Origin of the sequence: Lactobacillus xylocopicola (assembly GCF_033096005.1) — a bacterium.
Taxonomy (GTDB): Bacteria; Bacillota; Bacilli; order Lactobacillales; family Lactobacillaceae; genus Lactobacillus; species Lactobacillus xylocopicola.
This window is the reverse complement of the sequence record NZ_AP026803.1, coordinates 1293716-1305460: the sequence shown is the minus strand read 5'-3', so window position 1 is coordinate 1305460 and position 11745 is coordinate 1293716. Positions and strand designations below refer to the sequence as shown.

The 11745-nt window shown below is 44.3% G+C and carries 10 protein-coding genes and 1 pseudogene; 8 read left to right on the top strand and 3 right to left on the bottom strand.

Annotation, left to right across the window (positions count from 1 at the left end; genetic code table 11):
* Window positions 1-71: 71 nt before the first annotated feature.
* A complete protein-coding gene (gene vprA, locus R8389_RS06345; RefSeq protein WP_317637186.1) occupies window positions 72-1526 on the bottom strand; it encodes a vinyl phenol reductase in 1455 nt (484 codons plus the stop codon).
* A gap of 106 nt (window positions 1527-1632) precedes the next feature.
* Here vprA and R8389_RS06340 point away from each other — a divergent pair, with 106 nt between their 5' ends.
* Window positions 1633-2544, top strand: coding sequence for a LysR family transcriptional regulator (locus R8389_RS06340; RefSeq protein WP_317637185.1), 912 nt, complete (start codon window positions 1633-1635; stop codon window positions 2542-2544).
* 85 nt (window positions 2545-2629) lie between these two features.
* On the opposite strand, the gene R8389_RS06335 is transcribed toward R8389_RS06340, so the two are convergent.
* The gene (locus R8389_RS06335; RefSeq protein WP_317637184.1) at window positions 2630-3949 is read right to left on the bottom strand and encodes an APC family permease; all 1320 of its coding nucleotides are present in this window, start codon (window positions 3947-3949) and stop codon (window positions 2630-2632) included.
* Window positions 3950-4103: 154 nt separating this feature from the next.
* Here R8389_RS06335 and rbsK point away from each other — a divergent pair, with 154 nt between their 5' ends.
* The 7 genes and pseudogenes from rbsK (at window position 4104) to R8389_RS06300 (ending at window position 10756) form a co-directional block, all read left to right on the top strand.
* Window positions 4104-5018: a ribokinase gene (rbsK, locus tag R8389_RS06330; protein WP_317637183.1), complete on the top strand. Its 915-nt coding sequence runs from the start codon at window positions 4104-4106 to the stop codon at window positions 5016-5018.
* A 151-nt stretch (window positions 5019-5169) separates the two neighbouring features.
* Window positions 5170-5418: a type B 50S ribosomal protein L31 gene (locus tag R8389_RS06325; protein ID WP_317637182.1), complete on the top strand. Its 249-nt coding sequence runs from the start codon at window positions 5170-5172 to the stop codon at window positions 5416-5418.
* Window positions 5419-5546: 128 nt separating this feature from the next.
* The gene (locus R8389_RS06320) at window positions 5547-6914 is read left to right on the top strand and encodes a UDP-N-acetylmuramoyl-tripeptide--D-alanyl-D-alanine ligase (RefSeq protein WP_317637181.1); all 1368 of its coding nucleotides are present in this window, start codon (window positions 5547-5549) and stop codon (window positions 6912-6914) included.
* A 10-nt stretch (window positions 6915-6924) separates the two neighbouring features.
* Window positions 6925-8481: a degradosome RNA helicase CshA gene (gene cshA, locus R8389_RS06315; protein WP_317637180.1), complete on the top strand. Its 1557-nt coding sequence runs from the start codon at window positions 6925-6927 to the stop codon at window positions 8479-8481.
* Between the two features lie 76 nt (window positions 8482-8557).
* Window positions 8558-8911, top strand: coding sequence for a holo-ACP synthase (gene acpS / locus R8389_RS06310; RefSeq protein WP_317637179.1), 354 nt, complete (start codon window positions 8558-8560; stop codon window positions 8909-8911).
* 2 nt (window positions 8912-8913) lie between these two features.
* The gene (gene alr, locus R8389_RS06305) at window positions 8914-10047 is read left to right on the top strand and encodes an alanine racemase (protein ID WP_317637178.1); all 1134 of its coding nucleotides are present in this window, start codon (window positions 8914-8916) and stop codon (window positions 10045-10047) included.
* A gap of 80 nt (window positions 10048-10127) precedes the next feature.
* Window positions 10128-10756, top strand: a pseudogene (locus R8389_RS06300) (sugar O-acetyltransferase).
* A gap of 122 nt (window positions 10757-10878) precedes the next feature.
* Here the strand turns inward: R8389_RS06300 and cbpA are convergent.
* Window positions 10879-11586: a cyclic di-AMP binding protein CbpA gene (gene cbpA, locus R8389_RS06295; protein WP_317637177.1), complete on the bottom strand. Its 708-nt coding sequence runs from the start codon at window positions 11584-11586 to the stop codon at window positions 10879-10881.
* Window positions 11587-11745 lie beyond the last annotated feature (159 nt).

The window sequence follows — 11745 nt, the reverse complement described above, 5'->3', positions numbered from 1 at the left end:
TAAGTCTTAGCAAAAATTTGCTCAGCAAAAAAGCCTTTGCTCTAAGCAAAGGCTTTTAAACTTAATATTAGTTACCGGTTAATTTGATCATAAATGACATTGGCCACATGTTTACCAGAATAGAATGTGAATCCAGCTTCCGTTCCTGGCATATTTGGACCGTAGGTATCGCCAATCAGCATACCAGCAGCGTCATTGCCAGCGGCATATAAACCGCTAATTGGACGACCAGCTTGGTCTAAAACCTTGTGTTCCGTGTCTGTCTTCAAGCCACCCATCGTACAAAAGGCACCAATGCCAAGATCAAAGGCATAGAATGGTCCCTGTTCAATTGGAATCATGAAATCAGCTTTCTTGCCAAAGTCAATGTCTTGACCATCGTGGGCCATTTGGTTGTAGTGATTAATCGTCTGTTCAAGATCTGGCAAATTAACTTTTTGAGCTAGTTCAGCGACCGAATCGGCCTTGGTAATGTACGGTGCATTTTCATCAAAGGCTTTTTGCATTTCTTCTTTCAGGTGCGGCAGTCTGGTATCGTGGTAATCCCAAGTTCCCATTTGCTTGTACAGGCCTTCATCGGCGAGGTGGTCAATGGTAGCTTGATCCATAATTGTGAAAACTTTACCTTGTGTAGTTAACGCATTTCCCGCTAGCGAGAAGTTATCAACAACTTCTTCGTTAACAAACCGGTGACCATTTTCGTTAACCCAAAGTAATGATTGTTGGTCAGCTGCACCGTTTAATTCGGAATAGCGGTAGATGTAGCCGGGTTTAGTGGGGTCTTTCAAGTAACCACCAAAAAGCATTGCCATATCCATTGCGTACTTTTGTGCACCAACTGCCCAAGCAAGTTTAAGACCGTCTCCGGTATTCTTTTCCGAGTTAACTGGGATGAGTTGGTGCTCATCGTAGTGAGTTTCGTTTTTGATCATCTCTTTGTTATTTAGATATCCACCGGTTGCTAGGACAACGGACTTAGTGGCAATTGTCTTAGTAGCGTGATTACCTAAATCTTCAAGTTCAACCCCTTCAACCTGGCCTTGATCGCTCAAGTTGATTTTAGTTACAGTGGTTGAGGTCAAAACGTCTGTGCCTTGCTCCTTAGCCTTAGGTTCCAAGACATCATGAATAACCGACTTACCCAGTCCCTTAAATAAGTGCCAAGTCCGATAGCCGCTACCAAGAGGGGCAACATCCAAGTATTCAACTCCAAGATCGGCCAGCCACTTAATAATGCCGGCTGAAGCAGCAATGTATTCCTTCCAAACTTGTGTATCGGCCCGGTAGTGTGAATAATTCAGTTCTTCTTCCAGAGCCTCTTCTTTAGTCAGCTTAACATTGTGCTGTTTTTGTAAATATGAATCAACCGCAAAAGCACCTTCAATATGTTCGCCACTTCCGCCAGTATTGTGGCCTTTTTCAACCACTAAAACGCTCAGCCCGCGATGGCTCGCCTGATATGCCGCCGCAAAACCTGCTGCGCCGCCGCCAACAATTACTACATCGTAATTTTCTTTAGATTGCATGTGAAACCTCCTACAAATCTTTATACCCAAAAGTATAACCGCTTACATCAAGAATGTGCTATAGTTAACTTAGTCGCCACTAGAACGTAGATGTACGGGTGAAAAGATGGATAATGAACAATTAAAGGTTTTTCTTGCAGTTGCTCAACAAGGCAGTTTTGGACGTGTAGCAGACCAGCGATACGTCACGCAAAGAGCAGTATCACGGCAAATCGCTCGACTAGAAAATGAACTGGGAATTAAGTTGTTTGAACGCGCGAATAACCGGATTAGCTTGTCGCAGGCAGGAAAATATTTTGCCGGTCGCGTGCAGGATTATTTGAATAACTTTGATGCGACAGTCATAGAACTGAAAAAAATCGCCAAAGCCACCGGGAATACCCTTTCTATCGGCTATTTTTCGATTTTTGATGCCTTCATTATGGAAAAAGAAATTATCAATTACCAAACCCAAAAACTAAAACCGGAAATCGACTTTTCTACTACGGAAGAAAGCGTTGAACACCTGCTGGCTGATTTGGCCTTAAACAAACTAGATTGTGCATACATTAACCAATATGGTAGTTACGATATTCCCCAAGCAGAGCTCTATGACTTTGTGCCCGTTTATGCCAACGAAATGGTAATGGGAATTAGCAAACAAAATGTGCTAAGTAAGAAGCAATACCTGACTGAAAAGGATCTAGAAGGGCAAACTTTATTTTATTATAGTCATGAAAACTCTGATTTTATGCGTAAAACGTTTACCGCTACCTTACACAAGAATATGAATAATTACCAAATTATGCGGGTATCTTCCATTGAACAATTAATGACCAGTACAGCTTTGAACCAGGGGCTTGCCTATATTCCCAAGGGATTAATCAATCAGATAATGAGACGGGATCCTGAGATTGTTTATCGACGCTTTCATTCACAGCAGAAGCAGCAATATGCAATGCAGCTAATTTATTTAAAAAATAATCAATCTAAAGCTTTGAAGAGTTTTGTAAGGTCAATTAAGAAACTGAAAATTTAAGTTAGTAAAAAACGATTTGCCTGAAAACAAATCGCTTTTTGGGTTTAGCTGGTGGTACGCGCAAAATAACTGCGGTGGTAATAACTTACGCTTCCGAAGTGCTGTTATTTTGGTGCTGAACATAGAGGTATACTGGCCAGCCGGTTAAGGTCAACAAGATGCCGGTAATTGCTAGCAGCGGCTGTGAAATAGAGGTACTAATAACGATAAAGAGTGCGCCGCAGATTGCCAAAATTGGCGGTAGTGGATACCAGGGGATTTTATAGGGCCGCAATAACTCTGGCTGCCGGCGGCGTAAGATGAAAACCCCGGCAAATAGGAGGATGGAAAAGATCCAGGAAACGTAGACCAACATGTTAGATAGTGAGTCAAAAGTGCCCGAAAAAATCATGATGGTGGCTATTCCGCACTCAAAGAGCATGCTGTTGGTAGGGACGATTGTTCTCAAGTTTAATTTGCCAAAAAAAGCAGCAGCGGGAAGCTTCTTTTCCCGGCCGAGGATGTAGGGCATCCTGGAACCTAGTAGCAGGTGACCGTTAATTGCACCAAAGACTGAGACAAGGATACCGGCGGCAATCAAGCTACCACCAAGGTCGCCAAAGAGTTTTTGTGCGGTCAAGATAGCAGTAGTTTGGTTGCCCACTACTTGACTCCAAGGAATGATTTTGATGTAGCTCAAGTTAACCAAAGTATATAAAATAGTGACACCAAAGAGTCCCCAAATAATGGCCTGAGCTAAAGTTTTAGCGGGATTTTTGACTTCAGCTGCCAAATTGCCAATACTGAGCCAACCATCATAGGCAAAGAGCACGGCCAGTAAGGCTTGGCCAAAAGCTGCAGCCCCAGATACTGAGCTGATGTGCGGGGCGGGCGCGGCTGCTAAATGGTTAGGTCCACTATAGAAGAAGGCAAACACAATAATAGCTGCAATTGGTAGCAATTTGATGATCAAGGCCAGTTTTTGGACTTGCGAACTTAACTTGGATCCCATCCAGTTGATGAATAAGATCGTCAGCATGACGGCCAGTGCAACCACTGTTGTGGGGAGATTTTTGAAAGCGGAGATACCCTTAAGTTGGGTAGCGAAGACAATCGAAAGAGCCGCAATATTAGCGGGGTAATAAATAATAATCAGTGACCAGCCGAACAGGAAGGCGATTTTAGAGCCATAAATTGCTTCCAGGTACTTGACGGGACCACCATCTTCCGGAAAGACGGAGGCTAGTTCGGCAATACTAAGCCCAGCCATCAGCGTAACAAAGCCCGCAAGCGGCCAGACGAGGATACTGAGCCAAGAGTTGTGGGTTAAAGCAGAAACATTAGCAATTTTAAAAAAAGTACCGCCACCAATCATGGTGCCCATGACAGTTGCCAGTGCCGCAAAAAAGTTGAGTTGTCTTTTCATATGTTTTATTTCCTGTCTAAATAGTGAATGATAAACATAATTATAGGCGATAACCGGCAAAATAAAAAGATTAGCTGAAGTTAAATGTGATATTATTTGGGTAAAACAAAATGGCTAAACTTTCCTTCTACATAATGGTATAAAAGGAGAAAAAATGAACAAAGTTACAGTTATTGGCAGTATTAATCTTGACACAAATTTGCGTGTTAAACGGATGGTTAAACCAGGTGAAACGATTCACGCGCAGGAACACTATTCTGCAGCTGGCGGCAAGGGGGCTAATCAGGCCGTGGCGGCGGCTCGATCAGGCTGCCACGTTAACTTCATTGGTGCGGTGGGTAACGATGCACCGGGAAGGGAAATGTTGGCCCTGCTTAAACAGGACAAGATCAATCTCGCAGGCATTGCAGTGGTTGACCAGGAATCAACGGGTCAAGCCTTCATTACCGTTGATGATGAAGGCCAAAATGCAATTACCATCTATGCGGGAGCTAACTTTGCCTTTGGCCGCCAAGCTATTGCTTCAAAGCAGGCGTTGATCGCAGGCAGTGATTTTGTTATTGCACAATTTGAGACGCCAGTGGAAGCAACGCTTGCCGCTTTTGAAATAGCGCACCAGGCCGGAGTCAAAACGATCTTGAACCCTGCCCCAGCGATGTCCCAGATTCCTGCTGACCTGCTCCAGTTGACGGACCTGATTGTACCTAATGAAACTGAGGCGGCAACGATTACCAATGTTGAAGTAGTTGACGAAGCAAGCGCGCGTGAGGCAGCACATAAACTTCATGACTTGGGAGTGGCAGCAGTTATCATTACGATTGGTTCCCACGGGGCTTTTTATGACTATCAGGAGCAGAGCGGCTTGGTAGCGGCCTACCAGGTTAAGGCGGTGGACACAACTGCAGCAGGTGACACCTTTATTGGAGCAATGTCCAGTATGCTCAAACCGGACTTTAGTAATTTTAAGGCAGCAATTAATTTTGCTAATCGGGCCTCTTCTTTGACGGTTCAGCGATACGGCGCTCAGCCAGCTATTCCTTACCTAAAGGAAATTGAGCAGGTCAAATAAACTTGGTCGCAGTGGCAGAATTGGTGGCCAACGCCTTAAATTATGATATCTTGCAAAAGTATTGAAATTTACTTTTAAAAATGGTAAAGTATTAGACGTTAATCGATTAATCTATGGCTTGCGATAAAGTCATGGCAAAGGAGTAATATACATGAAACAAGGCATTCACCCAGATACCCAAGAAGTTGTCTTTATGGATTCCGCAACCGGCGCTAAGTTTGTTGCTGGTTCAACCATTAAGTCAGACGAAACAGTAGATTATGAAGGTCAGACTTATCCCCTAGTTCGGGTTGAAATCACTTCAGATTCGCATCCATTCTACACTGGCAAGCAGAAGTTTGCTCAGGCCGATGGTCGAATTGACAAGTTCAACAAGAAGTATGGTATGAACGAGAAGTAGTATCTTTGATCTGGTGGAAGCAGTCCCATTGGGGCTGCTTTTTTATGTAAAGCTGAACGGTTATACTAAATCTGAGGCTAGCATAGCAGCTGCTTTACCAAATTTATTTTTAGCTAGGAGAAAAATAGATGAAAATGCAACTGGCAGAAATTGCCAAGGCAATTAATGCAACATGCACAGGCAACGATCAGGCTGTTATTACCTCTGTTGCCTTTGACTCACGCAAGATTGAGGCTGGTGGTCTATTTGTTCCGCTCAAGGGAGAACGCGACGGGCACGACTTTGTAAGTAGTGCAATCAGTCAGGGAGCTAGTGCCAGTTTGTGGCAACAAGGTCACCCGAACAAGCCCAACGGGATTGCGCTACTTGAGGTGGAAGATCCCTTGCAGAGTATGCAAAAGCTGGCGCAGTATTACCTGGGCAAGGTAAACCCAACTGTTGTTGGAATTACCGGTTCAAATGGTAAAACCACCACTAAAGATATGACCGCGGCTGTCTTAGCCAAGCGCTTTAACGTGCACAAGACGGATGCTAATTTTAACAATGAGATTGGCGTTCCGATGACTATCTTGGGCATGAAACCCAATACTGAAATCCTGGTGCTTGAAATGGGGATGGACCATGCCGGGCAACTACATGAATTAAGTGAATTGACCCATCCTGATGTGACGGTGATTACGATGATTGGTGAAGCCCACATTGAATTTTTTGGTTCTCGCGCCAAAATTGCGGATGCCAAGCTGGAGATCACCGACTTTTTACAAGAAGATGGCGAACTCATCTATAACGGGGATGAACCACTTTTACGAGAACGTTCAGAGCAGCTCAATCAAGCAAAAGTTACCTTTGGTTTTGCCAAAGATGATACAGTTTATGCAACTGGCTTTAGTAGCTATAAGCATCATGCATCATTTACGGTGAATGGTTCCGATTGCAAGTTCACCATTCCGATGATTGGCCAGCACAACGTAGCGAATGCGCTCGCGGCTTTGTGCGTTGGCCGGCACTTTGGTGAAAGCAATGAAGAAATTGCGGCTGCCTTAGCCGGTTTTACTCCAACCGCCAATCGGATGGAATGGGAAAAAGGCGATGTGGGTGAAGACATCATGAGTGATGTGTATAACTCTAATCCGACGGCAGTGCGTGCGGTGTTAGCCAGTTTTGGACAAATTCAGGTGCCAGCAGGTAGCCGCCGGATAGCTGTTTTAGGTGATATGCTAGAACTTGGCCAAAAGTCAGCAGAATTGCACTGGAACCTGGCAGATTGCCTTGATCCTCAAGTGATTAACGAAGTATATTTATTTGGTTCAGAAATGAAGAATTTAGCCACTGCACTAAAGGATCGTTATGAGCCAGAACATATGCATTACTACCTAGAAGACCAGATGCAGCACATGATTGCTGATCTAAAAAATGATATTAAGCCGCACGACATAGTTGTCCTTAAGGGATCACATGGCATGCACCTCGAAAAGGTAGTAGAGCGGCTTAGATAAGGAGAATTTAGTGAAATTTACGGAATTAGGATTAAATGATGAGCTATTAAAGGCCATTAAACGTTCAGGATTTGAGGAAGCAACGCCAATCCAGGAACAAACAATTCCCCTTGCCTTAGCGGGTAAGGATGTAATTGGACAGGCCCAGACGGGTACCGGTAAGACCGCCGCCTTTGCCCTACCAATTTTACAAAACTTAGATAAGGATAAGAAGGTAATTCAAGCGTTAATTATTGAACCTACGCGTGAATTAGCCATCCAAACCCAGGAAGAACTCTTCCGTTTAGGCCGTGACGAACATGCTCGTGTGCAAGTTGTCTATGGTGGAGCTGATATCGGCCGGCAGATTCGGTCACTTAAAAATAATGTTCCAGCCATCTTAGTTGGGACCCCAGGCCGTTTGCTTGATCACTTGAAGCGGAAAACGGTCAATCTGGAAGACGTTTCTACGATCGTCTTAGACGAGGCTGATGAAATGCTTGACATGGGCTTTATTCAAGACATCGAAAGCATCTTAAGCTATGTGAAGAACCGGAAGCAGACATTGCTGTTTAGTGCGACAATGCCTAAGCCAATTTTAAATATTAGTGAAAAGTTCATGCATGATCCTGAGGTTGTGCAGGTTAAGGCCAAAGAGCTGACCGCCGACCTGATTGATCAGTATTACGTGCGCGCTAAAGATTCCGAAAAGTTTGACATTATGTGTCGCTTATTCGATGTTCAGAATCCTGACTTAGCCGTTATCTTTGTCCGGACTAAACGGCGAGTTGATGAAATCACGCGCGGCTTGCAGGCACGTGGCTACAATGCAGCTGGTATTCATGGCGACCTGTCGCAAGCGCGCCGGATTAGCGTGTTGAAGCGGTTCCGTGCAGGAAAATTAGATATCTTGGTAGCAACTGACGTTGCTGCCCGTGGTCTTGACATTTCAGGTGTAACCCACGTGTACAACTACGACATTCCGCAAGACCCAGATTCTTACGTCCACCGTATTGGTCGTACTGGTCGGGCAGGGCAAAATGGTAATTCGATTACCTTTGTTACGCCTGGTGAAATGAGCTATATGAAGACAATCGAAAGGTTGACTAAGAAAAAGATGATGCCGCTCACTCCACCAACGGATGACCAGGCTTTGCACGGTCAACTTAAGATTGCTAAAACCAAGATTGAAGACCTGATGAAGGAAGATCTTTCCAAGTATACTGATGATGCCAGTGAATTGTTGGAAAACTATTCTGCTGTTGACCTTGCAGCTGCACTGTTGAAGAATTTGTCTAAGGATTCAGCTGATGTTGAGGTTAATATAAGTTCACAAAAACCATTGCCATCACGTGGCGGCAACGGCCGCCGCGGTGGTGGTAGAAGCCGGGGCAATTACGGTCATGGCGGCGGCCGGGGCCGCAGCGGGCGCGGTGGATACCGCGGCGGTGAGCGCGGTCATAATGATCATGGCTACAGTGGTTATCGCGGCGGTGACCATGGCCGCAGCGGTGGCGGTTATCGCGGTAATAACTCACACCGGTCAGGTGGGGGTCACAGCTTTGTGATTAAGAACAAAAAAGATTAATATTTTTACTAAAAAAGAGCTACATTAAGATGTAACTCTTTTTTTAGGCTATAATTTTTACAGTGAGGTGGAAAAAATGATAGCTGGTGTAGGAATTGATGCAGTTGAAGTAGAACGGGTCGCAAAATTAGTAGCTAAAGGTGATAATTTTGCTCGCAAGGTGCTAACCCCCAATGAATTTGCCCAGTACCAAAAGATGCAAGGCAAGCGCAAAGTTGAGTATTTAGGCGGTCGCTTTTCACTTAAGGAGTCCTTTTCTAAGGCGATGGGAACCGGCCTGGGTAAAGAAATTGGCTTGCAAGATATAGAAACATTATGGGATGATCTTGGTCATCCCGTGACTACTTCAAGTAAGTTTGCAGGGAAAATTTTTCCAAGTATTAGTCATGATAATCATGAAATAGTCACTTTAATTGTTTTGGAGAAGTAAGAATGGTGCCAGGAATACATCGCCCAGCGCATGTACGTGTGGACTTAGCTGCGATAAGACATAATATTAAAGCAGAAAAAAGCCATTTAGAGCCAGGACAAAAGTTGTTTGCAGTTGTGAAAGCCAACGCCTATGGCCACGGTGCAGTGAGAGTTGCTCGTGAGGCGGTCAAGGCAGGTGCTAGTGGCTTTTGTGTGGCAATCTTGGATGAGGCACTGGAACTACGTAAAGCAGACCTTACGCAGCCCATTTTAGTGTTGGGGGTAACGCCGCCAGCCTGTGCAGGGCTAGCGGCAGCAGCAGATATTTCGTTAACGGTACCAACTTTAGCTTGGCTCAAGGCGGCCGACCAAGAATTAACAGCTGCCAATCTGCGCCTGAAAGTTCACTTAGCAGTTGATTCTGGCATGAATCGCATTGGTTTTAGTGAGGATGCAGACTTTCTTGCAGCTAACGACTTTTTGCAAGCTAATCCGCACTTTGATGTTGAAGGAATGTTTACCCACTTTGCTTCAGCTGACAGTAGTGATGATACTTACTTTAAGCAGCAAGTAGCCCGTTTTGATCACTTTAAGCACCTGCTTAAGTTAAAGCCGCAGTGGATTCATGTGGACAACACGGCCGCCAGTGTGTATGACAAGGGCGTAAAGAGCGATTTGGTGCGTTTCGGGATTGGCATCTATGGCCTTAATCCGTCTGCTAATCCGGCCAGTCCTGAACTGCCGATGAAAGTTAAGCTAAAACCGGCCTTATCGCTTGAAAGCGAGCTCGTCCAGGTTCATACGGTGGTCAAAGGAGAAGGTGTGGGCTACGGCTCAACTTACCTGGCGGAGCGTGACCAAGTCATTGGGACGGTTCCGCTGGGCTATGCTGATGGCTTTATCCGTAAATTTCAGGGTTTTACCGTCAAGGTGGGCGACTGCTACTGTCCGATTGTTGGTCGTATTTGTATGGATCAATTGATGGTGCGCTTGCCCCATGCAATGCCAGTAGGTACGAAAGTGGTCTTGATTGCTAATGATCCAGCGGCACCAAACAGCATAAAAAAAGCGGCTGACTATGTTGATTCTATTCATTATGAAGTTGCCTGCCTGCTTTCTGACCGCCTGCCGCGAGAATATTATGAAGGTTTATAACGGCTATTAAATCGTGGCACAAGGTTGGCCGATGTGGACAACATTAGGACTATTGATTAAGCAATTTGGGAGTAATGGTTATGAAAAATAGTCAACCGACAGACAAAGAATATAAAAAAATGTTGGCCGGAGAATTATATCGGGCAGATAGAATTAAACCTGAAAACAGGTCGATCCACGGAAAAATAATAGCTCAAAAATAAATCAATTACCGATTCAAAATAAAACTGAAATTATTGAGCTAGAACGGCAATTGGTGAAAAAAGCAGGTGAGAATCTTTATATTAATCCACCACTGTATGTAGATTATGGCCGCCACATAAGCTTAGGGGATAACTTTTATGCTAATCAAAATTGCACCTTTTTAGATGTAAATTTGATTACCTTTGGCGACAACGTCTTGGTCGGCCCTAACGTGAGTTTTTATACTGCTGGTCACCCACTGGATGCTCAAGTTAGAAGCGCTGGGCTTGAATATGGTCTTCCGATAACAGTGGCGGATGACGTCTGGATAGGTGGTAGTGCAGTTATTCTGCCGGGAGTAACGATTGGTGCTAAGACTGTAGTGGGAGCAGGAGCAGTGGTTACTAAGAGCTTACCTGAAAATAGTCTGGCCGTTGGTAATCCAGCTAGGGTAATTCGCACGTTTTCTGCAGCAGATAGAGACTACTGGCTAAAGCAACGCAAAGCATATTTGGCTGATGACTAAGATTTACTCGGTATGCGCGGGGGAAGTCATTAGATACTTGACTGCAATTACTTGTGCAGATAACAAAAAAGCATTGCTTCAATAGATAAGCAGTGCTTTTTGGTTGTGTGCCTTGAAGATAATTAATTATCTTCTGGTTCACTGAGATAAATACCCGGATTTTCGTCGCTCATAATGGTCATGCCGGCCTGGAGGTCCTCAATTTCGGCCACCACGTAGCCCTTGTGTTCCAGCTTGCTGACGATTGTTTTCAAGGTCTCAAGTGATACGCCCGCCGGTAGAGTGAAGAGGATGCGCCGCACAAAGTTACTGTTTTCTGCTGAACTTGATCCATCCAAACTCATTGTCCCTGCAATGGCCGTGTACTTACTAATGACCTTGGCCATCTTGACCAAGTTTCCGCGTGAGTTGTCAGTTAATACAGTCAGCACATAAGAACCACTTTTTACGTTCCAGGCAGCTGATAACATGTCGAGCAGGCGTGAGTGAGTTAGAATCCCATAAAACTTGCCACTCTCATCTAGAACGGTAATATAAGGTAGGTCTTTGATTGTGAAGAAAACTTTAAAAAATGGTGAATTAACCTTGATGGTTTTAGTAGCATTCTTCAACAAGTAAGTGACCGGTAGGCTCATATCCTTACCTTGGGACTTATGGCGATAGATGTGCATTTTGTAGATATTACCACGGAAAATGGTACCGGTATCGTCCAAAATTGGCACACAGCGGTAGCCCGAATCTTCTAAAATTGCTAATGCTTCCTCAAGCGTAGCGTGTTCGTTAACCGTTGTTAAGTAATCCTTTTTAATAACTAAAGATTTGATCAGCATGAGACTGCCTCCATTGCAAAAAATAATTCAAGTGATTATACCATAGTGTGCATTATGATTAAAGTTAAATTAAAGTCAAAATGTCAATTAACTAGAGTGTAGCACTAGTAGGGCATTTTAAAAAGTCTTTTTAAGTAGTGCAATCAAAGTGTAATAGTC